Genomic DNA, 26,969 nt, shown 5'->3' with positions numbered 1-26,969 from the left:
AAGATATAAGGGGGTTACATGCTCAGTCGTCAATTAGAAGTATCGTTACGTTTGGCTGTTAGCATGGCTCGTCAAAAGAGACATGAGTTTCTGACAGTTGAACATTTGTTGCTTGCCTTGCTGGATAATGATTCAGCCGTAAATGCGTTAAAAGCCTGCGGTGCTGATATCGTTACTTTGCGTAAAGAATTAGAGGAATATGTAGAGCAACATACCCCGAAACTTGGTGATAATAGTGAACAGGCTCCTCATCCGACAGAGAGTTTTGACCGAATTTTGCAACGTGCCATTTTCCATGTTCAATCGAGCGGCGGTGACCGTACAGTTGAAGGTGCCGATGTTCTCGTCGCAATGTATTCGGAACGGGATTCTTTTGCAGTTTATTTGCTTAAACGTCATCAAATTAACCGTTTGACTTTGACTCAATACTTATCACATGGCACACGTAAAGATGAGATTCAGGTTGAAGAAGAAGTTGAAGATATTGAAGGTGAAAATGCGGCTTCTGCCAATGCAGGCCCATTGGAGCAATATACGCTTAACTTAAATGTTGAAGCTCAAAAGGGTAAAACCGATCCTTTAATTGGACGTGAAAAAGAGATTGAGCGTGCGGCACAAATTTTATGTCGTCGTCGTAAAAACAACCCGCTTTTAGTGGGTGATCCGGGCGTCGGTAAAACCTCAATTGCTGAAGGTCTGGCTTGGTTAATCGTCAACGGTAAAGCGCCAAAACCATTGGCAAATGCGGAAGTGTATAGTCTGGATATCGGTGCGCTTGTTGCAGGTACCAAATATCGTGGTGACTTTGAAAAGCGTTTAAAACAATTGTTGAATGCGTTGAAAAAGAATCCAAATGCGATTTTATTTATTGATGAAATTCATATGATTATTGGTGCTGGTTCGAGCATGGGCAGCACTATGGATGCATCGAATTTGATTAAGCCTGCGCTAGCAAATGGTAGCTTACGTTGCATTGGTTCAACCACTTTCCAAGAATATCGTCAGGTATTTGAAAAAGATCATGCTTTGTCTCGTCGTTTCCAGAAAATTGACGTGAATGAACCGAGTATCAATGAAACGATTGAAATTTTACGTGGCTTGAAAAACAAGTTCGAAGACTTCCATCATGTGGAATATGATGATAAAGCTTTGGTTGCGGCTGTTGAGCTGTCTGCGAAATTTATCAATGATCGTTTCTTACCAGATAAAGCCATTGATGTGATTGACGAAGCGGGTGCGCAACGCCGTCTGAAAGCGGAAGTAGATGGTACAACCATCTCTGTTGAAAATATCGAGGACATCGTTTCTAAGATTGCCCGTATTCCACCGAAAACGGTTTCTAAAGATGACAAGTCTGTACTTGAGAATTTGGAACGTGATCTTAAGCGTGTGGTGTTTGGACAGGATGAAGCTATCACGGCACTTTCATCAGCAATCAAATTGTCTCGTGCAGGCTTAAAAGCACCAGATAAACCAGTGGGTAGTTTTGTATTTGCTGGCCCAACAGGTGTCGGTAAAACCGAGGTCACAAAACAGCTGGCGAAATTGCTGGGTGTAGAGCTGGTTCGTTTCGATATGTCGGAATATATGGAGCGTCATGCGGTTTCTCGCTTGATCGGAGCGCCTCCAGGTTATGTTGGCTATGATCAGGGTGGTTTACTGACTGATGCGATTCATAAAAATCCGCATTGTGTACTGTTGCTTGATGAGATTGAAAAAGCACATCCAGATGTATTTAATTTGCTGTTGCAAATCATGGATCACGGTGCATTGACCGATAACAACGGTCGAAAATCTGATTTCAGAAATGTGATTATTGTTTTAACCACCAACATTGGTGCGGAAAGTATTGTCCGTGCTAGCATTGGCTTTACTGAACAAGATCATAGTTCAGACAATCAGGATGCAATGAAACGTGCATTCTCACCTGAATTCCGTAACCGTTTAGATGGCGTGATTCAATTTAAAGCACTTCCAACTACGATTATTGATTCAGTGGTAGATAAATTCTTAACTGAGTTGCAAGCGCAACTGGATGAGAAACAAGTGGTACTTGATGTCGATCAAAGTGCACGTGACTGGTTATCAACCAATGGTTATGACCGTTTGATGGGTGCTCGTCCAATGCAACGTCTGATTCAGGAACATCTGAAAAAGCCACTTGCTGAGATGATTCTATTCGGTGAGCTTGCTGAGCATGGTGGTAACGTTGCAGTTTCTGTGAAAACAGAAAATGGCAAAGAAGTCGGTTTAAAACTGGAAGTATTTGAAGATCATATTAACCCGAGTGCTGAACCTGCTTAATGTTTGAACTTTCTTTCTCAATAACCCAAGTACTTAAAGTATTTGGATTATTTTTCGTCACAGCCATTACTGAAATCTTAGGTTGTTATTTTCCTTATTTGATTTTGAATCAAGGCAAGTCACATTGGTTATGGATTCCTACCGCCTTAAGTCTGGCTGTATTTGTCTGGCTACTCACCTTACATCCAGCCGCTTCCGGTCGTATTTATGCGGCCTATGGTGGAATTTATATTTTTACGGCTTTGATGTGGTTACGCTATGTTGATCAGGTCATGTTGACACGCTGGGATATTCTGGGCGGAATCGTTGTTGTTTGTGGCGCTTGCCTGATTATTTTACAGCCGCAAGGTTTGGTTCGTTAAATAAACATCAGCATGGCGCAGATTGTCGCCATGCTGAGATTAAGTCCTCTAAAAATTAACTGAGTACATAGCTTTCATGGATCCCGCATTCTTCAACAAAGCTTTCATCGTGCGACACAAGTATCACAGCACCATTAAAAGAGCGAATTGCCTGGGCCAGTAATTCACGAGATTCAATATCGAGATGGTTCTCTGGTTCATCGAGAAGTAATAACTCAACTGCTTGTTGTTTTAAGCCCAACAATGCTACTTTCAGACGTTCTCCACCGCTCAATTTTGTTAAAGGGCTCAACGCCTTGTCTCTACGGATTTGTAGGTTGCCCAATAGGGTGCGTGCCTGTTGCTCGGTCAGATTTGAATCTATACCGCATAGATATTCAACAGCAGATAGATTTTCATTGAGTAATGAAAGGTTCTGATCCAGATAGACAGCACTTACTTTGCAATAAATCTCTCCTGCAAGTGGCGGGATTAAGCCTTGAAGGGTTTTGAGTAAAGTGGATTTACCCGTACCGTTTGCGCCACTTAAATGCAATTTTTCACCAGTGGATAGGGCTAGATCAATTGGCTGTGTTTTTGCATAAGTCAGTTGTAATTGCTGACAGCGTAAGATTTCACCTGATTTACCAGTCGTTTGAGTAAATTCAAAAGACTGTGATTTAAGATGCTCCAGTTGCGTTTGTTTTTGCTGTAACTCATCTTTTGCATCAGCAAGCTGTTTGCTCTGTTGTTTTCGTAAATGCGAAAGAGATTGCTCAGATTGTTCTTTCTTGGCATCCAGCAAGATCGGAGCTTGAGAACCTGAGGCTCTTAACTTTTCACCCGTTTTTTTCCGCTTTTGCGCTTTCATCTGACTTTGATGTTGTTGCTCTTTAAGCTGTTTTAACTCGCGTTTCTCTTGCTGCACTGCATGTGATAATGCTTCAACTTGCAACTGATGTTGTTGCTGATAGAGCGCGTAATTGCCACCATAGTAATGTAGACCAAGCTGGTTTAAAGCAAAAATACCTTGTACATGAGAAAGTAATTGTCGGTCATGACTGATCATTAAACCACCCGTAGGATGTTGCGCCATTTGCTCTATTAACCATTGTCGTCCTTGAGTATCCAGATGATTGCTTGGCTCATCCAAAAGCAGATAATGATCTTTTAATAGGAATAAACGACAAAGGGCAAGCTTGGTTTTTTGGCCTTCACTCAAATGTTGAGTCGGGGTATCTAGTGTTGTAGGTAATCCTGCACTTTCTAACAATTGTTGCCATTCGGTTGGTAGATGCCAGAGATGTTCAACCCGATCATAATCGTTAAATGAAGCAGTACCTTGCTGAATCCGTTCAAAGCATTGATATAAATCTTCAATATCCAAAGCTTGAGCAATGGTATTGGCTTGTACACGTTGGAGTTGCGCAAGATGCTGATGTGGGCATTGCCATGAAATTTGGCCTGAATAAGCGAGTTCAGTCGATCCACCCTGAAGTAGAGACATCAATAGTGATTTACCCTGACCATTACGTCCAATCAATCCGCAAAACTGATGTAAGGGCAGTTGGAATGAAAGCTGGTCGAAGAGTTTGTGCTGTGCCAATTCAAGCGATAGATTTGAAACGATACATGCCTGTTGAGTCATAAGAAACCTCATAAACAGGATATGCAAAATAGCGAGATAGAGATAAATTTTAGAATGACAATCGCTAAACGATAGATAAGTCTATTTTGCACATCAAAAAAGAAAAATGGATTTTGATGATAAAAATAGGACTTACTTCATTGGCGTAATCTCGGGTTGATGTATTTTTCATCTATTCTATGAGCTAAGCGGGCAAAGGTCAAATTTCAGGATTTTTAAGTTATGATTAAAAAAACACAAAAAATGCTTGTCAAATGCTGAAATAGTGCGTAATTTAATACTTAGACACAGTTTTTAGATATTTGAAATAAACATGTTAAAGCATACTGTAAACACAAACGCATACTTTTATTTTTGGCAATATTAATCGTTGCCTGATGCGTTTTGGGCAGCAAAAAGGGTTGCCCAACCAGTTAATACCTGATCGGCAACACCGATCAGGTTTTTTTATGCTTTAACAATCATCATTTTAGGAGAAATGCCATGTATACATTCAATTATTCATATTTTAGCAAGATTACTTGGTTTTACTTTGCAAAAAAATCAACATCACTTAGATCACACTTGCTCAAATAAATGAAAAGGACTGCGAAGAAGGCCAGTCCAAAGGAATTGAAAATGAATGCTTTAAATACTGCTTTGACACAACCACAAACACACACAAAAGAATCAATGCTTAGCTTGCCATCACAACTCAAAGCGCAGTATCCCTTGTCTGCAAATCTGGCGCAGCAAATTTCAAAACATCGTCAAACGATTCAAAATATTTTATCAGGACAAGATCATCGTTTAATGGTGATTACAGGGCCTTGCTCGATCCATGATCCTATCGCAGTACTCGAATATGCTGATCGTCTGCAACAACTCCAAGAACAAGTCAAAGATCAGATTTTCCTTGTCATGCGTGCCTATATTGAGAAACCACGTACCACAGTGGGCTGGAAAGGTTTTTTATACGATCCAAATTTAGATGGATCATCAGATTTACAACTGGGCTTAGAAAAGTCTCGTGCGCTTTATTTACAACTGGTTGAAAAGGGTTTGCCGATTGCCAGTGAAATTTTAAGTCCAATGGCAACGGGTTATTTTGATGATTTGCTGGCTTGGGGTGCAATTGGTGCACGTACCAGTGAATCACAAATTCACCGTGAAATTGCCAGCCACATGCCGTACAGCATCGGTTTCAAAAATGGGACTGATGGCTCGATTCAGATTGCGTTAGATGCAATCCAGTCTGCCATGAACGGGCATCAATTCCTCGGGATGACCCAACAAGGTTTGCCTGCGATTCTGCATAGTGCAGGTAATCCATTACCACACTTGATTTTACGCGGCTCAAATCATGGAACCAATTATGATTTGGCATCGATTCAATCCATGCATTTCAAACATAAGCATTTACCAGCGCTTGTGATTGACTGTAGTCATGGCAATAGTGCCAAAGATCCATTAAAACAACCGCAAGTCTTGCAGCAAATTATTGCAGAGCGTGCAGAATCGAAAGTGCGCGGTGTGATGATTGAGAGTCATTTAGTAGATGGCAATCAAAAAATCTCTTGTGATATGACTTATGGTCAATCCGTTACAGATGGCTGTTTAGGCTGGGATAAAACGGCACAGGTTTTGCTGGATGTTGCTGAACAAATGCGACATAAGAAATAAAGTTAAAAAAGCCAGTTGAAAACTGGCTTTTTTATTGGCTTAAAATCAGGCTGCTTGAATAGATTGAGCTGCAAGAAAGTGACCGATTTCCTGACTAAACTTTCTTGGTTCAGTAATGAGTGGCGTATGGCCAGAACGTTCAAAATAAACAGCTGTGGCATTTGCCAGACTTTCTGCAATCAAGGTTTGTCCCGTCTCAGGGTACAAGGTAGATTCACGACCAATAAAGAACGTCGTTGGGCAATTGAGCTGGCTAATCGCTTCGCGATAATCTTCATCATGATTGAGATAGTTTTCTACATACCAAAGCAAGTAATCCAGTCGTTGAATTGGCAATAGATATTTTTGTAAGAAAGGGCGATTCAGTGCCAGTTTGAAAATCTTGGGACTATAGTTATTACTGCCTTGCAGCTCGATAAACGCACCCCATAAGCTCACTAGGTTATAGCGAACATCATCGGGTAAATCTTCAAGCTTCTGTGCATGTTTGTATTGGTGTAATAGGGTTTGAATTTCCAGCAAGAGCTGTTTAAATTGAGGATGTTTCTGCCCGAATAAGCCATATTGCCAAGAGTCATCGACAGAGATCTTCGGTGTTTGATCAATATGTAAATAGGCTTTGAGTTTCTCAGCCAGATTGCCATGTTTCATCCCATGCATGGCTGTGGTTGCACCCATGGAATAGCCCATCAGGATAAACTGATCGAGTTTTAATTGCTGAATGAGACTATTAACATCATTCCAGTGGCTAGAAATTGCATCCATATTAGGGATCGCGCAATGCTTTGACCCCCCAAAACCGCGCCAGTCTGGAATGATAAATTCATATTGTTTGCGATTGGAAAATAAGAAAGGAAGCCATTGCCAGCTTTGCATGCCTAGACCTGACAACACCAGCACAGGTTCACCTTCGCCAACGCGTCGCACAAATAATTTTTCCTGATCAGGCATGGTATAAAATGGCATTATTGTTCTCCAATATCGTTTGCTTCCTCAAACTTTCGCAGTTGAGGAATCATTTGTTCCAACCATTTTATCCATTCACTTTCTGTAATGATACCAAGTTCAAGAATCATTTTATGGATGAACAGCACACGGTTGGTGGGTTGGCTATTTTTAAAATCTTTATCATGAATGGCTTGATAAAGGCTTAATTTTTCCTTATGGATGGATAAATGGCGTTCCAACTCAGGCAAAATGGTATTGCCTCCCAGTTGAGCCTCAGCCCTTAACCTGACCATAAGATCATCACGTAATTGTGCTGGTTCGCTCTGTTGTTCAATCCATGCAGCCAGTTGTATTCTACCCAGTTGCTCAACTTGATAGGTTTTTTTTCGGCTATTTGCAGCTTGTTCTTCTAATGTCGAAATCCATCCTTTTTTCAGCATACCATTGAGTTCACGATAGATTTGCTGATGAGTCGCATTCCAAAAGAAGCCCATTGAACGGTCAAAGCGACGAGCCAATTCAAAACCTGTGCTCGGTTTCTCCAATAGGCTTGTCAATAAAACATGGGCGAGTGACATGATGTTCCATAATAAAAAAATGACTCATCAGAATTATGCAATATGTTGCATAAAAATCAAATCTTGTTTATAACTTTATGCAACAAGTTGCATTAGCCAGCAGAATGCGAGCCAAAGGAGAAAACATGTCAGCTTATCCACATTTATTAAAGCCACTTGATTTAGGCTTTACCACTTTAAAAAACCGTGTGCTTATGGGGTCTATGCATGTTGGCTTAGAAGAAGCACCTCAAGGTTATGAGCGTATGGCTGCATTCTATGCGGAACGCGCCAAAGGTGATGTTGGATTAATTGTTACAGGTGGGATCTCGCCAAACGATGCTGGCCTGACTTTTGCGCATGCGTCTAAGCTCGATAGCATTGCCGAAGCAGATAAACATAAAGTGATTACCCAAGCTGTACATGAGGCGGGCGGTAAGATTGCAATGCAGATTTTACATACAGGCCGCTATTCTTATCAGCCTGAGATTGTTGCACCATCTGCGATTCAGGCGCCGATTAACCCAATTAAACCCAAAGCGCTTACTTCAGCTGAAGTGCAGCAAACCATTGATGACTTTGCCAACTGTGCCAAGCTTGCACAATATGCAGGTTATGATGGCGTTGAAATCATGGGGTCAGAAGGTTATCTGATTAATGAATTTATTGCCGCTCGTACTAACCATCGCGATGATGAATGGGGCGGTAGCTATGAAAACCGTATTCGTTTCCCGATTGAAATCGTAAAGCGTACCCGTGCATTGGTGGGTGAGAATTTCATTATCATTTATCGCTTGTCGATGCTGGATCTGGTTGAAGGTGGTTCAACGCTGGAAGAAGTGATTCAACTTGCAAAAGAAATCGAAAAAGCGGGTGCAACCATTATCAATACAGGGATTGGCTGGCACGAAGCACGTATTCCAACGATTGCAACCAAAGTACCGCGTGCCGCATTTACGTGGGTGACTGAAAAGCTCAAAGGTGAAGTTGCAGTTCCTTTAATTACTTCAAACCGTATCAATACTCCTGAAATGGCGGAACACGTTTTGGCTTCTGGTCATGCAGATATGGTGTCTATGGCACGTCCAATGTTGGCAGACCCAGAATTTGTATTGAAAGCCAGCGAAGGTCGTAGTGATGAGATCAATACCTGTATTGGTTGTAACCAAGCTTGTTTAGATCATATTTTTTCAATGAAGATTGCGACATGTTTAGTTAACCCACGCGCTTGTTACGAAACGGAACTGATTTTCAAAGAAACCAGTGCAGTGAAAAATATTGCCGTGATTGGCGCAGGCCCAGCAGGTTTAAGCTTTGCGGTTTATGCTGCAAGTCGTGGTCATAAAGTGAAAGTCTTTGATGCCAGCAACCAGATTGGTGGTCAATTCAATATCGCCAAAACTATTCCGGGTAAAGAAGAGTTCTACGAGACCTTACGTTACTTTAAACGCCAAATTGAATTACAGCCGAATATTGAGTTAGTACTGAATCATACGGCTACTTATGAAGAGTTAAGCCAAGCACATTATGATGATATCGTGGTTGCGACTGGCGTGACTCCACGTCAATTGCAATTTGAAGGCATCGATCATCCAAAAGTGTTGAGCTATATTCAGGTATTAAAAGAACGTGTACCTGTAGGTAAGCGTGTTGCCATTATTGGTGCTGGCGGTATTGGTTTTGATACCGCAGAATACTTAACCCATGAAGGTGACAGTGGTAGCTTAAATCCTGAAAAGTTCTATGCAGAGTGGGGAATTGATACGACTTACGAGTATGTAGGTGGCTTAAAACCAGCTGAGTTAGAAAAGTCAGAACGTGAAATTTACTTACTACAACGTAAAACAGCATCTGTTGGTGCAGGTTTAGGTAAAACTACAGGCTGGATTCACCGTACTGGCTTAAAACATCGTGATGTGAAAATGATTGCGGGAGCAAGTTACGACAAGGTTGACGACCAAGGTCTACATATTACGGTGGATGGTCAAAGTCGTGTGCTTGAAGTTGATAATGTGGTGATTTGTGCTGGTCAGGAATCTTATACTGCAATGTTCGAACAACTTAAAGCAGATGGTAAAAATGTTCATCTGATTGGTGGTGCGAAAGAAGCAGGTGAGTTGGATGCAAAACGTGCAATTCGTCAAGGTGCTGAATTAGCAGCCGTTTTATAAGGTAGAAATGAGCATTTTCTCATGAGAGGAAGTGCTCATTCACTTTTAGATATGAAGGAAAAATAACAATGACACTTGAAACAACAAAACAAGCCTTAGCGATCTGGCATGAAATGATTCAAGCTGGCGATTTATCTCGCTTAAATGACTTGCTTGCGGAAGATGTTGTGTTTCGCTCGCCAGTTGCTTACAAGCCTTATGAAGGAAAGCATGTGGTCTTTTTTATTTTGACCAATGTGATTCAGGTGTTTGAGAACTTTACTTATCACCGTGAATTTTATACCGAAGATGGTGAAAATGTAGTGCTGGAATTTAGTGCTAATGTGAGTGGTAAGTCATTAAAAGGCATTGATATGATTCGTTTTAATGATCAGGGGAAAATTATTGATTTTGAAGTGATGATCCGTCCGATGAGTGGTTTGGCAGCATTAGCAGAGAAGATGGGCGCAAGATTTGCTAAGTATCAACCCAACTAAAGTACCAAAAATAGCCTAAGTAATATTCAGAGATTTAAAATGTGGTTAAAACTTTCAACTTTGGCTTTATTGCCTATATTACTCATTCAGGGTAGGAAAGTTCGTAAAAATACACCACGTCTTTTAGAAGCCGGTGGAGAGCGTGAGGGTACGACTGGTGAGGGACAACCGCTGTCTTTATTGATCTTAGGCGATTCAGCGGCAGCTGGCGTGGGTGTTGATACTCAACAAGACGCTTTATCAGGAGCGATCATTTCCGAATTACAGAATGAATATCGCTTGCAGTGGAAATTACAGGCAAAAACAGGCGATACCACTCAGCAAATTTACCAAACAGTACAACAGTTAGATCAGCAATGTTATGATGTAATCGTCACCTCAATCGGTGTCAATGATGTCACTAAGCTGACTTCGGCAAAGTCTTGGTTGAAACAGCAACAACAACTTTTTAGCTATATACAACAACAGTTTCAACCCAAGTTGATTATTGTGTCTGGTGTACCACCAATGCAGCATTTTCCAGCTTTGCCGAATCCATTGGCTTGGCTGTTTGGAAAATATGCAGCACAAATGAATCAAGTATTACAACAATGGCTGGCGCCGCAGCCGCAATTTCATTTCATTCAATATGATGTAGAAACTTTTCAGGCGATGAATCTGCCAATGGCCAGTGATGGTTTTCATCCTGGCAAAGAAATTTATGCAATTTGGGGAAAACAGGTCGCTACTTTAGTGCGGCAAACATTTACTCATCGTTAGAGGCGGTATTGGATATGGGTATATCTGCTTTAGACAAAATAAAAGTGTTAGGTTCAGAACTCTTTGATACGGTACTCGGTGCTGAACAACCGAAAATGTATTATGACCCGAAAGGGAAGATTAAGGATGTGCTGGAAAAATTACCTCAATTAAAGCAAAAATATCGTCCAACGCCGTGGCTAAGTAATACTCATCTACATTTGCTGTATTTTGATGTGATTCGAAAGAAAATGATCAAGCTTGAATATGATCGAATCGAACAATTACAGATGCAGGATGGTGGTGTAACGGCAATCGCATGGTACGGATATGACTTACCGCCAGAGACGCCGACTGTTGTGATTATGCATACCATTACAGGAACACCTGAAAGTATGCGGGAGCTGGTTAAAGACCTGCATGAATATACAGGGTGGAGAATCGCATTGTGTTTACGCCGTGGTCATGCGGGTTTGCCAATGCCTGTACCACGTATTTCATTGTTTGGTTCGACCAGTGATCTAAAAGAGCAATTGGCACATATTCAAAGCTTATTTCCAGACTCAGACTTATACGCTGTCGGTTCTTCTGCGGGTACAGGTTTGTTAGTGCGCTATCTAGGTGAGCAAGGTGCAGACACACCTTTCAAAGCTGCCTTTGCAATGTGTCCAGGTTATAACACTGAAATTGGCTTTAAAAATGTCCATCCTTTTTATAGCAAAATGATGACCAAGAAGCTTTTTAAGCACTTTATCTATCCGTATCAGACCACATGGGGGCAACTTGCTTCTGTAGAAAAGGTGCTGACAACCACCAGCTTGGAAGAGTTTGAAAAAGAATACTTTGAAATGGCTGGATTTCAGGATTATCAAAGCTATTGTCAGGCAATCAACCCGATCTATGTATTTGAAAATGTCAAAATTCCATTGATGATTTTGAATGCAGAAGATGATCCTGTCTGTTCAATCAAGAATCTGGAACCGTATAAAGATGCAATTCAGCATATGGAAAATATTGCTGTGGTCACGACGAAGAAGGGTAGCCATTGTGGCTTCTATGAAACGTTAAGTGTGAAATCCTGGGCTTCACGTTTGATGGCAGATTTTTTTAAGAATTATTAATAATGTAGAAATAAAAAAGCCATGAACTGCAACAAACGCGGTTCATGGCTTTTTACAGCAAGCAATTAAAACATTAGTTGTTTAATGCAGGTGTAGCAGCAGCAATCGCGGCAGCAACAGCATCATCTTCACTTTGAGCTGGTGTAGATGATTTTGGTGCTTTTGCAGTTTGTTCAGCTTTTGGTTGCTCTACTTTAGCTGGTTTAGGTTCAGCTTTTACAGGTTGCTCAGCTTTAGGCTGTTCTGTTTTTGCTGGTTTTGGTTGTTCAGTACGTGGAGTCTCAGTTGCAGCAGGCGTTTCAGTCTGCGCAGGATGGATTTCACGACGAATTTCAGTGGTCGTATTTGCAGTTTCTTCGCGCGTTGTTTCAACAGCAGGCGCTGGAGCTTCTTGCTTATCAACACTTTCTAACGATTCAAACTCCTGAATTTTTTCAGGCTCAGGTTGTGGCTGAGTTTGAGTTTCAGTCGTTGACTGTTCTTGCTGCTCTTCGTTTTTAGGTTCTTCTTTTTTCACACAAGCAGTTAATAAAAGACCAGTCGCCAGTGCTGCACAAATTAAAAGTTTTTTATTTGCCATTGCTAAAACAACATATTAAATAAGGACAGCACGAATTATAACAGTAAAAGTATGTGAAGAAATCCCTATGCTTTGTTGAGTTTGTTTATATTTTATAATTGCTTGCAAATCCTCATCACTTTTATGGCTCATTTATTACGGTTTAAAACCGATTTTTAAGAAGTTTGAGGATGAATTTGAGCGCTTAAACGTAATTTAAGTATGAAAAATCATCAAATCCCGTAAATTTTTATCGAAAATGCTGATAGAATAACCAGTTGTTTATAGTTCTTTGAATTGATGCGGTTTGACTTTGCTTTATAGGGGCAGAGTACAGTAAAATTGCCCAACATTGTAGGCCGATTTCGGCTCGATTGTACGAGAAACTCAATGACCCATTTTATTTTTGTCACTGGTGGTGTGGTTTCATCACTAGGTAAAGGTATTTCTGCTGCTTCTGTTGCTGCACTTTTGGAAGCTCGTGGCTTAAAAGTCACTATGGTAAAAATGGATCCATACATTAATGTCGATCCAGGTACCATGAGTCCATTTCAGCATGGTGAAGTTTTCGTCACAGAGGATGGTGCTGAAACTGACTTAGATTTGGGATATTACGAACGTTTCTTACGTCGTGCGAAAATGACCAAACTGAATAACTTTACCAGCGGTCGTGTATATCAAGACGTTTTGAACAAAGAACGTCGTGGTGACTACCTAGGTGGTACTGTTCAAGTTATTCCACATATTACAGATAACATTAAAGAACGCGTACTTCGCGCAGGTGAAGGTTACGACGTTGCGATCGTTGAGATTGGTGGTACTGTTGGTGATATCGAATCACTGCCATTTATGGAATCAGTACGTCAGCTTATGGTTGAGTTGGGTCATAAACGCACAATGCTGATGCATTTGACCTTATTACCATATATCAAATCTGCTGCAGAATTGAAAACCAAGCCAACTCAGCATTCTGTGAAAGAACTTCTTTCAATCGGTATCCAGCCAGATATCTTGATCTGCCGTACTGAATACGATGTCGATGTTGATACTAAACGTAAAATTGCATTGTTCACGAATGTTGAAGCGCGTGCCGTTGTGGTATGTAAAGATGCGAAAACGATTTATCAAATTCCACGTACTTTCTACGAACAGAATGTTGATGACCTGATCTGCGAACGTTTTGGCTTCAACGATCTTCCAGAAGCAAATCTTGAAGATTGGGACAATGTTGTTGAGGCATTATTGAATCCTGAATACACAGTACGTGTTGCGATGGTGGGTAAATATGTAGAACTTCCAGATGCTTATAAATCTGTGAATGAAGCACTTTTACATGCTGGTATCCAGAACCGCGTTAAAGTTCAGATTGACTATGTCAATGCTGAAGAGCTTGAACAGCAAGACATTAGCATTTTAAGTACGGCTGATGCGATCTTGGTACCAGGTGGTTTTGGTGAGCGCGGTACTGAAGGCAAAATGAAAGCGATTCAGTATGCACGTGAAAACAAGATTCCATTCCTTGGTATTTGTTTAGGTATGCAATTGGCTGTGATTGAATATGCACGTAATGTTGCAGCGATGCCAGAAGCAAGTTCAACTGAATTTAACCGTTCAACTAAATATCCACTTATTGGTTTAATCACTGAATGGTTAGATGAACGTGGTGAATTACAGCAACGTAGCCTTGAGTCTGACTTGGGCGGTACGATGCGTTTAGGTGCACAAAAATCAGAACTGGTTGAAGGCACTAAAACACGTGAAGTATATGGCAAAGCTGAAATTACTGAACGTCACCGTCATCGTTATGAAATGAACGATCGTTTTATTCCGGCACTTGAAGAAGCTGGTATGAAAATTTCAGGCTATTCATCAGTACAACATTTAGTTGAAACTGTAGAAATTCCTGAACATCCTTGGTTTATTGCTGTACAATTCCACCCAGAATTTACAAGTTCACCACGTGATGGACACCCATTATTTGCTAGTTTTATCGGGGCTGCTAAAAATCAGCACCAAAAGTAAGTATTGAGTTTTAAATAAACTGGGAAAGTTTAAATGTCACAATTAAAACCACAAGAAGTTGTACGTTTAGGCGATATACAAATGGCAAATCATTTGCCATTTGTATTATTTGGCGGAATGAACGTACTTGAATCGAAAGATTTAGCATTTGAAATTGCTGAAACGTATGTTGATATTTGCAAACGCTTAGATATTCCTTACGTGTTCAAGGCAAGCTTTGACAAGGCAAATCGTTCGAGCTTACATTCATTTCGTGGTCCTGGTCTGGAAAAGGGCATCGAGTGGTTGGCGGAGATTAAAAAACATTTTAATGTGCCAATCATTACCGACGTTCATGAACCTTACCAAGCAGCGCCTGTAGCTGAAGTCGCAGACATTATCCAGCTTCCTGCCTTCCTTAGTCGTCAGACTGATCTTGTTGAAGCAATGGCAAAAACTCAAGCCATTATCAATATCAAAAAAGCACAATTCTTAGCACCCCATGAAATGCGTCATATCTTGCATAAATGTCTGGAAGCTGGGAATGACAAACTCATTCTTTGTGAACGTGGTTCAGCATTTGGCTATAACAACCTGATCGTTGATATGCTTGGCTTTGACACCATGAAAGAAATGAATGTGCCAGTATTCTTTGACGTTACCCATGCTTTACAAACACCAGGCGGACGTGCTGATTCTGCGGGTGGTCGTCGTGCTCAAATCACAACTTTGGCACGTTCAGGTATGGCAACAGGTCTAGCGGGTTTATTCCTGGAAGCGCATCCGGAACCGGAAATTGCAAAATGTGATGGACCATGTGCATTGCGTTTATCTCAGCTTGAGCCATTCTTGGCACAATTAAAAGAATTGGATACTTTAGTTAAAGGATTCAAGAAGTTAGACACCCACTGATGCAATAACTTGCATCTTGTTTTTCATTCAACAGAGGAATTGTTCATGAGCCAAATCGTTGACATCCGTGCACGTGAAATTTTGGACTCTCGTGGTAACCCAACCATCGAAGCAGACGTTATTTTAGAATCTGGGGTTGTTGGTCGTGCATGTGCACCATCTGGTGCTTCAACTGGTTCTCGTGAAGCTTTAGAACTTCGTGATGGCGATAAAGCACGTTATTTGGGTAAAGGTGTTAAAACTGCGGTTAATAACGTAAATACGATTATCCGTGACGCTTTAGTGGGCAAATCAGTATTTGAACAAAAAGACATCGATAATACGATGATCGAACTTGATGGTACTGAAAACAAAGAAAAATTAGGTGCTAACGCAACTTTAGCTGTTTCATTGGCTGCTGCTCGCGCTGCTGCTGAAGAAAAGAAAATTCCTCTTTTCCAATATATCGCAGATCTTCGTGGTCAAACGACTTTGACTATGCCTGTACCAATGATGAATATCATCAATGGTGGTTCGCATGCTGACAACAATGTTGATATTCAAGAATTCATGATTGAGCCTGTAGGCTTTACATCATTTGCTGAAGCATTACGTGCAGGTGCAGAAATCTTCCATTCGCTAAAATCAGTTTTAAACAAAAAAGGTTTAAACACTGCTGTAGGTGATGAAGGTGGCTTTGCGCCAAACTTACGTTCAAACGAAGAAGCAATCACTGTTATTCTTGAGGCAATTGGTCAAACGGGTTACAAAGCTGGTTCTGATATCATGTTGGCACTTGACTGTGCTTCTTCAGAATTCTACAAAAATGGTCAATATGTCCTTGCAGGTGAAGGCAATAAAGCATTCACAAGCAACCAGTTCTCTGACTATTTAGCTGGTCTTGTAAACCAGTACCCAATCATTTCGATTGAAGATGGTCTGGATGAATCTGACTGGGAAGGCTGGAGCTACTTAACCTCAATCCTTGGTGACAAAATCCAGTTGGTTGGCGACGATTTATTCGTAACTAATCCTAAGATTTTACAACGTGGTATTAATGAGAAAGTCGGTAACTCGATTCTGATTAAATACAACCAGATTGGTACATTGACTGAAACTCTAGATGCAATCTACCTTGCTAAAGCAAATGGTTATAGCACTGTAATCTCACACCGTTCAGGTGAAACTGAAGATTCAACAATTGCTGACTTGGCAGTGGGTACAGCAGCGGGTCAAATCAAGACTGGTTCACTATGCCGTTCTGACCGTGTAGCGAAATATAACCAATTGCTTCGTATCGAAGAATTAACGAAAGCAGCTTACCGCGGTAAAGCTGAATTCAAAGGTCTAAAATAAGGTCAAATTATCCATGTTGAAAACTTCTGATCATCTTTCTTTACAAAAGAGAGAAACTCTGCAAATTCATAATCCTATAGAATTCGCAGATGATCTTGCTTTCAGAAGGATGTAGGGGCTTTTTTCATGTTAGAGATGTTTCGATCGACCTCGAGTAAATTGATTCTGTTGCTTGCAGTCGTTTTGGTTGCAAGCTTGCAGTATCAATTCTGGTTAGGTGAGGGCGGCTATTTCCCTCACCAAGCCTTAACTCAGCAAATTACTCAACAAGCTGAAATTAATACTGAATTAAAAGAACGAAATCGTATTTTAGCTGCCGAAGTTTTTGATTTAAAAAATGGTAGCGAAGCGATTGAAGAACATGCACGTTTAGATTTAGGTTTAATTAAACCCAATGAAACATTTGTGCAAATGAGTACAATCAGTACCCATTACAAACCGATTTATATTGATCCAAACGCAAAAGAAGATACTGCAACGAATGAAAACCCAGACTAAGCTGTGGGCGGTTGTACCAGCAGCAGGTTCGGGCAGTCGTTTTTCTAAAACTGAATTAAAACAATATCAGTATATTCAAAATCATACTGTACTTGAACATACCGTTAATCGTCTAAATACACTTGATCTGGCCGGATGTGTGCTTGCCATCGGTCAGCAAGATAATTTTGCCAAAACACTGCCGTTTCAACATAAAGATAATCTGCATTTTTGTGAAGGTGGTGACGAGCGTGTGCACTCTGTTTTAAATGCCTTGATTTATTTGTCTGAAATTGCAGATGAAAATGATTGGGTATTGGTTCATGACGCGGCACGCCCATGTGTTACTTCGGATTGTTTAACCCGTTTGGTTGAGTCAGCACAGCATTCAAATCAAAGTGCAATTCTGGCCATTCCAGTACGTGACACTTTAAAACAAGTCCCAAGCGAGAATCAGATCGAGAAAACGGTAAGCCGTGAATTGTTGTGGCAAGCTCAGACACCACAAATGGCTCGATTGCAAGTTTTAAAAAGTGCAATTGAACAGGCCTTAGCAGATCATATTGTGATTACAGATGAAGCAAGTGCTTTGGAATATGTGAAAGAACCTGTGCAAGTGGTGCAGGGACGATCTGATAATATTAAAATTACTTATGCCGATGATCTGGAATTGGCGCGGCTCATTTTACAATCTCAAATTCATTCATAATTATTTCGTTTGCTCTATAAATCAGTTTTTCTCAGTGCTGTAATAGCCTAAGTAAAACTCAGTGAAGTTTACTGTTTGTTTACATTAACTTAAATGACAAAAAACTGACGATTTGTTAAATTTGAACAACATACTTTATAACGGATCAACAAATGAAAAAATTATTACTTGCGGGCCTTTTTACTTTTTCTTTAGTTGGCTGCGCAACGACTCCTCAACAGCCTGAAGATACTGTACAGGAAACAATTCGCTATTCTACTAGCCCTTGTTTTGGTACTTGTCCAATCTATTCTGTTGAGATTACACCTGAAGGCGCTGTTCATTTTGATGGTAAACAATATACCAAAGTGACAGGTACTCAGGATTTAAAAGTTGATCCTTCTGTTTATACCAAGCTCCAACAAGAATTAAAAACTTACCGTCCAGCGACTGGCGCGAATGTAAAAACAACGGGCTGTGCAGAAACAGCAACTGATCACCAAAGTGCTTTCTTTGCATGGAAACGTCCAGATGGTACAGTGACTCAGTTAAGCCACTACACAGGCTGCATCTCTCCAGCAAATGCTGAGCTCAATAAAGTGATTGAAAAGTTGCCTAAGACGATTGGTATTGAAGATTTAGTACGTTAATCTCGACTTCGCTTAAAGAGAAGGCTTAATTACGCAAATGTAGTTAAGCCTTTTTTCATTTGTATAAAGATTAAAAATAACATATTATAAAAACATATATTGTTGTGTGAGAGGAAGATGAGCAGCATTATTTTGGCTTTGATTGGTGGGGGGCTGATTGGATTAGCTGTTGTTGGCTATTTATATATTAATGGTCGTATTGCTGGCATTAGCGGGTTAATTGCTCAACTCTTACAACCGAAATCTTTCATTGGAAGCTCTGCTTTCTGGTTCTTGATGGGCTTAATTGTTACTCCGTTTATTTATCAGTTATTCGTACAGCCACAGATTATTTTAGATTCCTCTCCATTTGCTTTGATAGCCGCAGGTTTACTGGTGGGCTTTGGTACACGATTAGGTTCAGGGTGTACCAGTGGCCATGGGATCTGTGGGCTTAGCCGATTATCAATGCGTTCAATCATCGCAACCGTTACATTTATGCTTGTAGGAATGCTCACGGTCTATGTCGCACGTCATCTTTTGGGAGCGATATGATGAAAAATCTATTTGCTTTTATCTTTGGAAGTATATTTGCACTAGGTTTAATGATTTCAGGAATGTCCAATCCAGCAAAAGTATTAAGCTTCTTAGATATTTTGGGTGAGTGGGACATCAGTTTGATGTTTGTAATGATTGGTGCAATTGCTGTGGCATTTATTCCATTTCAAAAAGCAATCCGTCATCCTAGAACCATATTAGGGGAAACGATAGCATTTCCGCAGAATCATCAGATCGATAAAAAGCTGATTATCGGCGCGGTTCTATTTGGTATAGGTTGGGGAATTGCAGGTATTTGCCCAGCACCAGCGCTTACTTTAATTGGACTCGGTTATACACAAATCTGGTATTTCATTATTGCCATGTTAATCGGTATGTTTCTTCATCATCTTTGGGCCAAATCAAGCGGAGAGTAGCAATGTCAAATCCACAAGTTAAAGCTTTCTTTGATGAAAATAGTAATACCTTTAGCTATGTTGTCAGTGATCCTGAAACCCGTTATTGCGCAATTATCGATAGTGTACTGGATTATGATGCCGCTTCTGCGACAACCTCAACAACACATGCCGATGAGATTATTGCTTATATTCAAACTCAGGCTTTACAGGTTGAATGGATCTTAGAAACACATGTGCATGCTGATCATTTAACGGCTTCGCAATATTTAAAATCACAACTTGGTGGAAAAATTGCCATGAGTGAAAAAATTGCTGTGGTTCAGGAGACTTTTAGTGCGATCTATCATCTTGATATAAAGTATTTTAATTCCCAACAAATATTTGACCATCTTTTTAAAGATGATGAGCATTTCCAGATTGGATATTTAGATGCATTTAATATTCCAACGCCCGGCCATACACCTGCATGTTTAAGCTACGTAATCGGAGATGCTGTTTTTATTGGCGATACTTTATTTATGCCTGATTACGGCACAGCACGTTGTGATTTCCCAAAAGGGAGTGCAGACCTGCTGTTTGAGTCCATACAAAAACTTTATCAATTACCCGAACAGACCCGAGTTTTTCTTTGCCATGATTATAAGCCTGAAGGGCGAGATGAGTACGTTTGTGAAACCAGTATTCAAGCTCAAAAACAATCTAATATTCATTTAAGTGCCGCAACGCCAAAACAGGAATTCGTAAAAATGCGGCAGGCACGAGATGCAACCTTATCAATGCCAAAGCTGATATTACCTGCGATTCAAATCAATATGGATGCAGGGCGTTTTCCTGAACCTGAAGCCAATGGAATTCGTTATTTAAAGCTTCCTTTAAATTATTTTAAATCCTGATTTTTCCAAAAATAGCACTGAAATTCGCGTTAATCCTACCAAATAGCCTAAGTAACATTAAGCTTTAAACAGCCAGCACAAGCAAGAGCCAACAAAAAGTCAAAACAAAAATTTTGTACTTTAAGAAAGAGCTATGTTAAAACTACATCCATTTTAAGACTTACATCAATCAGGATATAGGAATGACAACCATCTATTTAGTCAGACATGGTCAAGCTTCATTTGGCAAAACTAACTATGATGAGCTGTCAGAAAATGGTGAAGCACAAGCAAAACTCTTGGGTCAATATTTCAAGAATATTTTTACTGAACAGCCTTATATCGTTTCAGGAAGTATGAAACGTCATCAGCAAACTACACAAATTTCTTTAAGTGAATGTTTTCCTCAGGCCATGTATAAGACCGATGGATTGTGGAATGAGTTTAATCACCAACAGGTGTTTTCACTGTATGAACCTAGATTTTCGCAGCCAGAAGTATTGAAAGAGGATGTTTTTAAAGAAATTGATCCAAGGGCTTATCTGGCACAAATTTTTGATAAGGCAATCGAGCGATGGGCAAATGATGAATTTCATCATGAATACGATGAATCTTGGCCTGTTTTTAAAACCAGAGTAGATCAGGCATTACAAAATTTATGTACTGAGTTAGTAGATCAGCAACCTCAAGAAGCGATTGTATTTACTTCTGGTGGTGTTATCTCTGTGATTATTGGAAAGTTACTTGAGTTGAGTGTACAGCGTACTTTCGCGCTGAGCTGGTCGATTGCAAATACAAGTGTTACCACCTTAAAACTGAGTAATGGCGCACTTCAGCTCATCAGTATGAATGAACACCAATTTATTAAATCAAAAAATCCAAACTTATTAACCTGGCTCTAAAGTAGAGCTGGCTACAATATTTAATATAATGCCTGACTTGACCATCCGCTAACCAAAGTTATAGAAAAATATTTGAAGCTTGAAAAGGAAAATTTATATTGCTTCACATTTCACATAATTAAAAAAGTTTAAATCCACGTTAGAATATAGCGCTTACTTGATAAATAAAGAATTTAAAGTTTCTACATTTATTCATTTACATTAAAAAAAGGAAAAAATATGTCTCAACATGACTTTAATTTATCAGATCATTTTAAGCTGGGTATTTTTGCTTTTAATTGTTCTGGAGGACTCACTGCTTCTACTTTGGAAGATGGCTGGGATGCCAGTTGGGAGAAAAATCTGGAACTGGCACAAATGGCTGATGAAGCTGGAATTGATTTTCTTTTATCCGCTGCGCGATTTATTGGCCACGGCGGTGAAAAAGATTTTCATGGTACAGTTCTGGAAACCGTGACCTGGACATCGGCTTTATTAGCCAAAACCAAAAAAATTCATGTGTTCGCCACATTACACAGCGCGTTAAACCATCCAGTTGTGGTTGCCAAGCAAATTGCGACTATGGCTCAAATCAGTGGCAATCGGGTCGGTTTAAATATTGTCGCAGGTTGGAACAAGCCTGAATATGACGCAATGGGATTACAACTGCCAGATGATCATGAAACGCGCTATGATTATGCGCATGAGTGGTACGGGTTAGTTAAGAAAACCTGGCAAAATAAGGAACCATTTGATTGGAACGGAAAATTCTTTCAAACCAAAGGGACTTATGGAAAGCCGAAATTGATACCAGCTCCACCGATTTTTAATGCGGCAGGTTCTAAAGAAGGCCGTGAATTCGCAGTTAAAAATTCCGATTTTTTATTTACACCTGCATCAGATCTTGAGCGTTCTGTGTCTGAAATTAAAGAACTAAAGAAAGAAGCCGCAGCACTTGATAGAAGTATTAAAGTGTTAACCTTTTCACATGTCATTTGTCGTCCTACGGAGGAAGAGGCCCAAGCAGAATGGGATCGACAATTGAATAATGCAGACGAGGGCGCAGTACAACATTTAATAGATACCTTATTTTCATTCTGTAAATCTTTCCCGCCTGATTTATTTGAAGGATTGCGCCAACGTATTGTCGTGGGACATGGTGGTTTCCCATTAGTAGGCACACCAGAGCAGATTGCGGACGGATTGATTTCTTTACAGCATACGGGATTCTCAGGTACTACATTATCATTTCTAAACTATACGCAAGAATTTCCATATTTTAGAGATCATGTTATGCCGATATTGAAAGAAAAAGGATTGCTTCAATCTGCGTCCTAATTCTTGTGATGGGTGGATGATCTTGGGTAGAAAAGGTCATCCACTGATCAAATACTGACGTGTGAGTGCTTTATTTATATGACAAAAAATATTCAATTGATTGATTTTTGAACATGTTTTTTGTTTTTTTATGGTATAAAAATATCTCAATTATTAAACTTGAGAATAACAAATGTCTGAACAAAAATATCATTGGTATTTGATTGGTTATACTTTTAATGATGCAAGTAATAATGGAAATACAAGAAGTTTTAACATTCAACTGCCATTAGAATCCTTTCTACCACCTGTTTCTAAAACGAAACTAAATGAGTTGAATGCGATTGGTGCTGAGTGGATCAAGAAAAGTGATCCCTCAACACAGCCAGTGAACTTGTTTGCCATGTCGATTTGTTACCTGGGTGAGATGACCCAAGCGGAATTTAATGCATAATGAAAAATACAAGAATGTTTGGACGGTAGAAAAGTCTGGTTAGACTTAGACTGTTCAACATTCATTTTTAATGTATTCTATAAATACCCTCATGATATTGAGGGTATTTTTTGAAAAAATTAATATTTTTAAAATATCCAGATAGTTACGGATTGATAAGTAATTACTCTAATAAACGTAGCATAGAAATCTAGGTAATTAAAAATCTAACTTTCTATTACATTGATGACTCTTTATAAATAAATTCATTTTTGTATATTTTTTTAATGACTTCGTATCTGCCATTTGATAAATTACCTGCATAATAAGGGGTATTTTAATGACCAGAATTTTAATTGCTTCAATGCTACTGGCCTTGAGTTTTAATGTAACCGCTAATACTGATGATGAATTGAAAGAACAAGGAATTATTGGGCAGGATTTTAAGTTTATAGATCTTGATCGAGCGGCTGAGTATTTTAAGAATTCGACGGAGAAGACTTCAAAATCAGTGACTTATAAATCTAATGAGTTGGTAAAAATAACATCAGCTTCCGCGACGCCATTTTATTCTTCAGTAACATTCAGCCCAGCTTTAGATATATCTGAAACTGAAGAAAAAGATTTAGCTGATTTTATAAGTACCAAGGATAGTTATCAGGTTTGGTGCAAAGAGCTTTATAACTCTAAATATATGGGCGTTAATGATCATAAAGTTGAGGTCTTTTATAAAAATAAGGTTGGAGAGACTTTAGGCAGTGTGATTTTGAATAATGAAACTTGTAGATAGCATTTTTTAGTAATTACGACTTCTAATTATTGATTAGAACAACTTAATAAAGCATAAATAGGTATTCAAATTAGCAATAGAATAATTTAATTTATTAAGTCACTGTTTTATTTAACTTAAACTGACCTCTTATGGTCAGTTTTTTTATTGCTTGGAAAGAAGATACTATAAGCTAAGCATCTTACTTAGCCATTTTGCCTGTACTCAAAGCTTATGTCTAATGAAACTATAATTCCAGCAATAAAATTAATAGAGTAACAACACTATTCACGTAAGTATATCTATAAAAATTCCTTAAAGAGGGCATTTTTTCTATAAGCGCTACTTTTAACTACAGTTAATTTTGTTAAGTTCATCACAAAAAATTAGTGATTAGTCACCTTTTATCAGTAAGTAAAATTTATTGTTTGATAAAAAAACATTTGTAGTTATATTCAAAAAACATATTACTAAATCAGGTAATGTGGAATTTCAGGAAGAAATAAAATGAAAAAAACAGCAACAAAAATTGTAATCGCAACAACTTTGATGTCTTTAACCAACTTAACTTATGCCCAAGAGTTTAAGCGATTCTCGGTCTCGGCAGGTTGGTTACATGTGATGCCACAAGGTAAGGCGAATCCCTTTAATATTAATACCAATGTTAAAAATGGAACGGTCACCAAAGTCGGAAGTATTTCGACGACTAGCTTCTTAAATTCGGTTGATCCGAATGCGATGGGAACTGATTTAGGAGGAGAGCAGTTTAACCAAAAAGAATTTCTCGAGTTAGCTTTAAATGAGCCATCTTTGGCAGCAATATTAACTGATGGAAATGGCAATATCCTGCCAGAAGTTGCTGGTAGTGCTAATATTTATGGGTTAGAAAACTGGCGGCAGAATGATGCGGGTCTTGAAGTTGATGATGTCGATACTTTAGGTTTAATGTTCAATTATTATTTGAATGACAAAGTTTCATTACAGTTAATCGGGGGCGTTCCACCGAAAGTTGATATTAAAGGAGAGGGAGAAATTGCAGCGCCTTTAAGTGGATTAGCAGTTTCTCCAAATGAGATCGTAAAGATTTTGTTCCCTGAGGGTATTACCTTAGGTCAATCTATTCCTATTACAAATTTAGGTAACAAGTCCAAAGCTGCAACAGTTCGCGCATGGACTCCAGCGATAGAAGCACAATATCAGTTTGGTACAGGTGGCGTAGATAAGTTTAGACCATATGTTGGTGCTGGTCTGATGTATGCTCATTTTAACCAGATTAAGCTTAATGAAGGAATTAGAGCTGATTTGATCTCAGCTGGGCATATGATTCAAAATGTATTGGATGGTAAAGGTGGAGCTGCTTTAGACCGAAAAGTCTCAAGTGGTGATATGACTGTCAAAGTAGATGCAGATGATGCGATTGCACCTATTGTTTCCGTTGGCTTTACTTATGATTTTAATGATTCTTGGTATGGAGTTGGTTCAGTTTCCTATGCCAAATTGAATAATAAAGCCACTATTGATGTCGTCAACAAAAATACAGGCAGTAAATTAATTCACGCGACAACCAAGATCGATATTGATCCACTGATTACTTATGTTGGTGTGGGATATCGTTTTTAAATCACTGAGTAGACATGTTTGGATTAGTGTAAAAGCCCTCTGAAGAGGGCTTTTGGTGAGGTTTTATTTATAGTTTAGAAATTAACGACCACCACCTGTGCAGGAAAAGCCACAACCTTTACCACCAATAAAACCTGTTTCAGCTTTTGGTGTGAAATCTATTGCCATAACATTAGTAGAAATTGTAAGTAATGTAGCTACTGTAAGAAGTAATTTTTTCATAGTAAGACCCTCAAGTTTAAATATTTTTAAGTAATAGTAAGATTTATAGTTACTCTATAAATCATGTGATATATATTGCAATTAAAATTAGATCATATTGTTGTTCTTTATTAGATTAAATGATTTTATTTGTATACAGATCTGTCTGTATTTTTTTATTTTAATGATTTATTTATTTGAAAAAATGAATCTGAGGAAGTACATTCCAAACTCTAAGAAATTAGTTTCTTTGAATCTCACATTTTTGATAAAGCTTAGGAAAAACAATAAATGAATAGCTTACAAATTTAACCTCAAGAAGATGAACTTTTCAAGGCTCAAAAAAGGGGGATGAGACCTCTACGATGTCAACGTAGCGCTCAAAGAGCAAGAGCCATACGTCGAGAAGAGCGGTTGCTGGGATTATAAACTATTCATCTGATTATTGTGTTATTGATTAAATTTTATTTTATATTCTTATTTCACAAAAATAATGGATTGAAAAATGAAAAAGTTATTATTAAGTATGATTATTGGGGTTGCAAGTACCGTAAGTTGGGGAGCATCTTGTAATTACAGCTTTAATGCTACGCAGGCGCAGATCGATACCTATAATAGTTCACATACCAGAAAAAGAGAGTTTATGACATCGATTGATCTTTCTACACAACAAGGAACATCTGTCATCAAGCTAATTGATAATCCAACCAGTGATCAAGTACTTATCTCTGCTGGAGGGATGAATGATCTTCCAGATAAAGCAGTGGTTACAAATGGAATTATTGCTTTTGAAGCAGAAATTGATACCTCTCAACTACAAAGCTTACTAACTGGTTCTACACAAGAAACTCAACAAATGGGTTTTGCTATTACGGGTAGCTCTTCTGCTGGGAAGGAGTTAGGGATAAATCTCGCTCAATCTATTATTAATAATTCACCGACCAGTGTGAATGGTAACCATCTAACGATTATAGGTGGCTCTTTTAATAACTCAAATGGACAGACAAGCTTTAAGGACTTGGATCCGCGAAGTTTTACAATTCAAATGCCTACGACGGGAAAAGTTAGATTTGGTGTTTATATTAATCAACAATCTAAACAAATCGGGTTTATTGTTAATAATATAAATTATGGCTATATGAATGTAATAGCGAATAACCCAATAACTAAAATTGGTTTTTTTGCAGAAGCTCAAGATACACCATACTCTAACTCAAAATTTATTGGAAAGGCAGTAACGTTGAAATTAATAACTGATCAAGCCCAGTTCACTCAGTCGTATCCTTCTGGTGCAACTGACATATGTGGTACTGCGATTTAAATAATAGTAATTTTCTAACCTCCTACGGGAGG

27 protein-coding genes are annotated in these 26,969 nt (G+C 39.0%); 22 read left to right on the top strand and 5 right to left on the bottom strand.

Translation table 11 applies throughout. The annotated features are described in order from the left end of the window. Positions 1-18: 18 nt before the first annotated feature. Both clpA and PJ15_RS02790 read left to right on the top strand, forming a co-directional pair. Positions 19-2,304, top strand: coding sequence for an ATP-dependent Clp protease ATP-binding subunit ClpA (gene clpA, locus PJ15_RS02795; RefSeq protein WP_004772396.1), 2,286 nt, complete (start codon positions 19-21; stop codon positions 2,302-2,304). Beyond that, positions 2,304-2,666, top strand: a complete 363-nt coding sequence (locus tag PJ15_RS02790) for a YnfA family protein (protein WP_047427756.1) — start codon at positions 2,304-2,306, stop codon at positions 2,664-2,666. Before clpA ends, PJ15_RS02790 begins: the two co-directional genes overlap by 1 nt. A 55-nt stretch (positions 2,667-2,721) precedes the next feature. On the opposite strand, the gene PJ15_RS02785 is transcribed toward PJ15_RS02790, so the two are convergent. Beyond that, a complete protein-coding gene (locus PJ15_RS02785; RefSeq protein ID WP_047427754.1) occupies positions 2,722-4,293 on the bottom strand; it encodes an ATP-binding cassette domain-containing protein in 1,572 nt (523 codons plus the stop codon). Positions 4,294-4,911: 618 nt separating this feature from the next. Here PJ15_RS02785 and PJ15_RS02780 point away from each other — a divergent pair. After that, the gene (locus tag PJ15_RS02780) at positions 4,912-5,955 is read left to right on the top strand and encodes a 3-deoxy-7-phosphoheptulonate synthase (RefSeq protein ID WP_005257815.1); all 1,044 of its coding nucleotides are present in this window, start codon (positions 4,912-4,914) and stop codon (positions 5,953-5,955) included. A 45-nt stretch (positions 5,956-6,000) separates the two neighbouring features. Here PJ15_RS02780 and PJ15_RS02775 read toward each other — a convergent pair whose 3' ends face one another. Next, entirely contained in the window at positions 6,001-6,921 is a 921-nt protein-coding gene (locus tag PJ15_RS02775; protein ID WP_047427751.1) for an alpha/beta fold hydrolase, read from the bottom strand. Then, positions 6,921-7,481 carry a PadR family transcriptional regulator gene (locus PJ15_RS02770; RefSeq protein ID WP_004772388.1) on the bottom strand — a complete coding sequence of 187 codons (561 nt, stop codon included), beginning with the start codon at positions 7,479-7,481 and terminating at the stop codon, positions 6,921-6,923. Before PJ15_RS02770 ends, PJ15_RS02775 begins: the two co-directional genes overlap by 1 nt. Positions 7,482-7,606: 125 nt before the next feature. Between PJ15_RS02770 and PJ15_RS02765 the strand changes: the two genes are divergently transcribed. From PJ15_RS02765 to PJ15_RS02750, 4 genes are all read left to right on the top strand, one after another. Continuing rightward, on the top strand, positions 7,607-9,631 hold the full coding sequence (locus PJ15_RS02765; RefSeq protein WP_047427748.1) for an NADPH-dependent 2,4-dienoyl-CoA reductase: 2,025 nt from the start codon (positions 7,607-7,609) through the stop codon (positions 9,629-9,631). A 68-nt stretch (positions 9,632-9,699) separates the two neighbouring features. Next, positions 9,700-10,107 (top strand): nuclear transport factor 2 family protein, encoded by a 408-nt coding sequence (locus PJ15_RS02760; RefSeq protein ID WP_047427745.1) that lies wholly within the window; start codon positions 9,700-9,702, stop codon positions 10,105-10,107. 39 nt (positions 10,108-10,146) lie between these two features. Then, positions 10,147-10,866, top strand: coding sequence for an SGNH/GDSL hydrolase family protein (locus tag PJ15_RS02755; RefSeq protein WP_004772383.1), 720 nt, complete (start codon positions 10,147-10,149; stop codon positions 10,864-10,866). A gap of 14 nt (positions 10,867-10,880) precedes the next feature. Continuing rightward, a complete protein-coding gene (locus PJ15_RS02750; protein WP_047427742.1) occupies positions 10,881-11,966 on the top strand; it encodes a YheT family hydrolase in 1,086 nt (361 codons plus the stop codon). Between the two features lie 73 nt (positions 11,967-12,039). Here PJ15_RS02750 and PJ15_RS02745 read toward each other — a convergent pair whose 3' ends face one another. Beyond that, a complete protein-coding gene (locus PJ15_RS02745; protein WP_004772380.1) occupies positions 12,040-12,546 on the bottom strand; it encodes a hypothetical protein in 507 nt (168 codons plus the stop codon). A 369-nt stretch (positions 12,547-12,915) separates the two neighbouring features. Between PJ15_RS02745 and PJ15_RS02740 the strand changes: the two genes are divergently transcribed. The 14 genes from PJ15_RS02740 to PJ15_RS02675 all read left to right on the top strand — a co-directional run bounded on the left by PJ15_RS02740 (position 12,916) and on the right by PJ15_RS02675 (position 25,415). Beyond that, entirely contained in the window at positions 12,916-14,547 is a 1,632-nt protein-coding gene (locus PJ15_RS02740; protein ID WP_004772379.1) for a CTP synthase, read from the top strand. A 33-nt stretch (positions 14,548-14,580) separates the two neighbouring features. Continuing rightward, on the top strand, positions 14,581-15,438 hold the full coding sequence (kdsA, locus tag PJ15_RS02735; RefSeq protein WP_004772378.1) for a 3-deoxy-8-phosphooctulonate synthase: 858 nt from the start codon (positions 14,581-14,583) through the stop codon (positions 15,436-15,438). A 45-nt stretch (positions 15,439-15,483) separates the two neighbouring features. Continuing rightward, positions 15,484-16,773 carry a phosphopyruvate hydratase gene (gene eno / locus PJ15_RS02730; RefSeq protein ID WP_005230688.1) on the top strand — a complete coding sequence of 430 codons (1,290 nt, stop codon included), beginning with the start codon at positions 15,484-15,486 and terminating at the stop codon, positions 16,771-16,773. 126 nt (positions 16,774-16,899) lie between these two features. Next, positions 16,900-17,271, top strand: coding sequence for a cell division protein FtsB (gene ftsB, locus PJ15_RS02725; RefSeq protein WP_004772376.1), 372 nt, complete (start codon positions 16,900-16,902; stop codon positions 17,269-17,271). Next, a complete protein-coding gene (gene ispD, locus PJ15_RS02720) occupies positions 17,255-17,959 on the top strand; it encodes a 2-C-methyl-D-erythritol 4-phosphate cytidylyltransferase (RefSeq protein WP_047427735.1) in 705 nt (234 codons plus the stop codon). The genes ftsB and ispD overlap by 17 nt, the downstream gene beginning before the upstream one ends. 152 nt (positions 17,960-18,111) lie before the next feature. Next, entirely contained in the window at positions 18,112-18,588 is a 477-nt protein-coding gene (locus PJ15_RS02715; RefSeq protein ID WP_004772374.1) for a DUF6438 domain-containing protein, read from the top strand. Positions 18,589-18,705: 117 nt separating this feature from the next. Beyond that, entirely contained in the window at positions 18,706-19,122 is a 417-nt protein-coding gene (locus PJ15_RS02710; protein ID WP_047427733.1) for a YeeE/YedE family protein, read from the top strand. Beyond that, a complete protein-coding gene (locus PJ15_RS02705; protein WP_047429129.1) occupies positions 19,122-19,541 on the top strand; it encodes a DUF6691 family protein in 420 nt (139 codons plus the stop codon). Before PJ15_RS02710 ends, PJ15_RS02705 begins: the two co-directional genes overlap by 1 nt. A gap of 2 nt (positions 19,542-19,543) precedes the next feature. Further along, positions 19,544-20,416 (top strand): MBL fold metallo-hydrolase, encoded by an 873-nt coding sequence (locus PJ15_RS02700; protein ID WP_047427731.1) that lies wholly within the window; start codon positions 19,544-19,546, stop codon positions 20,414-20,416. A 182-nt stretch (positions 20,417-20,598) separates the two neighbouring features. Next, a complete protein-coding gene (locus PJ15_RS02695; RefSeq protein WP_047427728.1) occupies positions 20,599-21,297 on the top strand; it encodes a histidine phosphatase family protein in 699 nt (232 codons plus the stop codon). Positions 21,298-21,516: 219 nt separating this feature from the next. After that, positions 21,517-22,614 carry an LLM class flavin-dependent oxidoreductase gene (locus PJ15_RS02690; RefSeq protein ID WP_047427726.1) on the top strand — a complete coding sequence of 366 codons (1,098 nt, stop codon included), beginning with the start codon at positions 21,517-21,519 and terminating at the stop codon, positions 22,612-22,614. Between the two features lie 172 nt (positions 22,615-22,786). After that, complete coding sequence (locus PJ15_RS02685) at positions 22,787-23,047, top strand: hypothetical protein (protein ID WP_005257798.1); 261 nt, start codon at positions 22,787-22,789, stop codon at positions 23,045-23,047. A 319-nt stretch (positions 23,048-23,366) separates the two neighbouring features. Further along, complete coding sequence (locus tag PJ15_RS02680; RefSeq protein ID WP_047427723.1) at positions 23,367-23,816, top strand: hypothetical protein; 450 nt, start codon at positions 23,367-23,369, stop codon at positions 23,814-23,816. Between the two features lie 486 nt (positions 23,817-24,302). Beyond that, a complete protein-coding gene (locus tag PJ15_RS02675; RefSeq protein WP_047427720.1) occupies positions 24,303-25,415 on the top strand; it encodes an OmpW/AlkL family protein in 1,113 nt (370 codons plus the stop codon). An 81-nt stretch (positions 25,416-25,496) separates the two neighbouring features. Here the strand turns inward: PJ15_RS02675 and PJ15_RS18575 are convergent, their stop codons facing one another. Then, complete coding sequence (locus PJ15_RS18575; protein WP_171248557.1) at positions 25,497-25,637, bottom strand: hypothetical protein; 141 nt, start codon at positions 25,635-25,637, stop codon at positions 25,497-25,499. 484 nt (positions 25,638-26,121) lie between these two features. Here PJ15_RS18575 and PJ15_RS02670 point away from each other — a divergent pair, with 484 nt between their 5' ends. Further along, a complete protein-coding gene (locus tag PJ15_RS02670) occupies positions 26,122-26,937 on the top strand; it encodes a DUF4882 family protein (RefSeq protein WP_047427717.1) in 816 nt (271 codons plus the stop codon). Positions 26,938-26,969 lie beyond the last annotated feature (32 nt).

The sequence above is a fragment of the Acinetobacter sp. neg1 genome (genome assembly GCF_000788125.1).
Taxonomy (GTDB): Bacteria; Pseudomonadota; Gammaproteobacteria; order Pseudomonadales; family Moraxellaceae; genus Acinetobacter; species Acinetobacter vivianii.
Note: the sequence above shows the minus strand (reverse complement) of the source record. Positions and strands in the feature narration are given on the sequence as shown.

Bases quoted from the DNA above. Each gene is read 5' to 3' on its own strand.
- clpA (WP_004772396.1), top strand. From the start codon at position 19: ATGCTCAGTCGTCAATTAGAAGTATCGTTACGTTTGGCTGTTAGCATG.
- PJ15_RS02790 (WP_047427756.1), top strand. From the start codon at position 2,304: ATGTTTGAACTTTCTTTCTCAATAACCCAAGTACTTAAAGTATTTGGA.
- PJ15_RS02785 (WP_047427754.1), bottom strand. From the start codon at position 4,293: ATGACTCAACAGGCATGTATCGTTTCAAATCTATCGCTTGAATTGGCA.
- PJ15_RS02780 (WP_005257815.1), top strand. From the start codon at position 4,912: ATGAATGCTTTAAATACTGCTTTGACACAACCACAAACACACACAAAA.
- PJ15_RS02775 (WP_047427751.1), bottom strand. From the start codon at position 6,921: ATGCCATTTTATACCATGCCTGATCAGGAAAAATTATTTGTGCGACGC.
- PJ15_RS02770 (WP_004772388.1), bottom strand. From the start codon at position 7,481: ATGTCACTCGCCCATGTTTTATTGACAAGCCTATTGGAGAAACCGAGC.
- PJ15_RS02765 (WP_047427748.1), top strand. From the start codon at position 7,607: ATGTCAGCTTATCCACATTTATTAAAGCCACTTGATTTAGGCTTTACC.
- PJ15_RS02760 (WP_047427745.1), top strand. From the start codon at position 9,700: ATGACACTTGAAACAACAAAACAAGCCTTAGCGATCTGGCATGAAATG.
- PJ15_RS02755 (WP_004772383.1), top strand. From the start codon at position 10,147: ATGTGGTTAAAACTTTCAACTTTGGCTTTATTGCCTATATTACTCATT.
- PJ15_RS02750 (WP_047427742.1), top strand. From the start codon at position 10,881: ATGGGTATATCTGCTTTAGACAAAATAAAAGTGTTAGGTTCAGAACTC.
- PJ15_RS02745 (WP_004772380.1), bottom strand. From the start codon at position 12,546: ATGGCAAATAAAAAACTTTTAATTTGTGCAGCACTGGCGACTGGTCTT.
- PJ15_RS02740 (WP_004772379.1), top strand. From the start codon at position 12,916: ATGACCCATTTTATTTTTGTCACTGGTGGTGTGGTTTCATCACTAGGT.
- kdsA (WP_004772378.1), top strand. From the start codon at position 14,581: ATGTCACAATTAAAACCACAAGAAGTTGTACGTTTAGGCGATATACAA.
- eno (WP_005230688.1), top strand. From the start codon at position 15,484: ATGAGCCAAATCGTTGACATCCGTGCACGTGAAATTTTGGACTCTCGT.
- ftsB (WP_004772376.1), top strand. From the start codon at position 16,900: ATGTTAGAGATGTTTCGATCGACCTCGAGTAAATTGATTCTGTTGCTT.
- ispD (WP_047427735.1), top strand. From the start codon at position 17,255: ATGAAAACCCAGACTAAGCTGTGGGCGGTTGTACCAGCAGCAGGTTCG.
- PJ15_RS02715 (WP_004772374.1), top strand. From the start codon at position 18,112: ATGAAAAAATTATTACTTGCGGGCCTTTTTACTTTTTCTTTAGTTGGC.
- PJ15_RS02710 (WP_047427733.1), top strand. From the start codon at position 18,706: ATGAGCAGCATTATTTTGGCTTTGATTGGTGGGGGGCTGATTGGATTA.
- PJ15_RS02705 (WP_047429129.1), top strand. From the start codon at position 19,122: ATGAAAAATCTATTTGCTTTTATCTTTGGAAGTATATTTGCACTAGGT.
- PJ15_RS02700 (WP_047427731.1), top strand. From the start codon at position 19,544: ATGTCAAATCCACAAGTTAAAGCTTTCTTTGATGAAAATAGTAATACC.
- PJ15_RS02695 (WP_047427728.1), top strand. From the start codon at position 20,599: ATGACAACCATCTATTTAGTCAGACATGGTCAAGCTTCATTTGGCAAA.
- PJ15_RS02690 (WP_047427726.1), top strand. From the start codon at position 21,517: ATGTCTCAACATGACTTTAATTTATCAGATCATTTTAAGCTGGGTATT.
- PJ15_RS02685 (WP_005257798.1), top strand. From the start codon at position 22,787: ATGTCTGAACAAAAATATCATTGGTATTTGATTGGTTATACTTTTAAT.
- PJ15_RS02680 (WP_047427723.1), top strand. From the start codon at position 23,367: ATGACCAGAATTTTAATTGCTTCAATGCTACTGGCCTTGAGTTTTAAT.
- PJ15_RS02675 (WP_047427720.1), top strand. From the start codon at position 24,303: ATGAAAAAAACAGCAACAAAAATTGTAATCGCAACAACTTTGATGTCT.
- PJ15_RS18575 (WP_171248557.1), bottom strand. From the start codon at position 25,637: ATGAAAAAATTACTTCTTACAGTAGCTACATTACTTACAATTTCTACT.
- PJ15_RS02670 (WP_047427717.1), top strand. From the start codon at position 26,122: ATGAAAAAGTTATTATTAAGTATGATTATTGGGGTTGCAAGTACCGTA.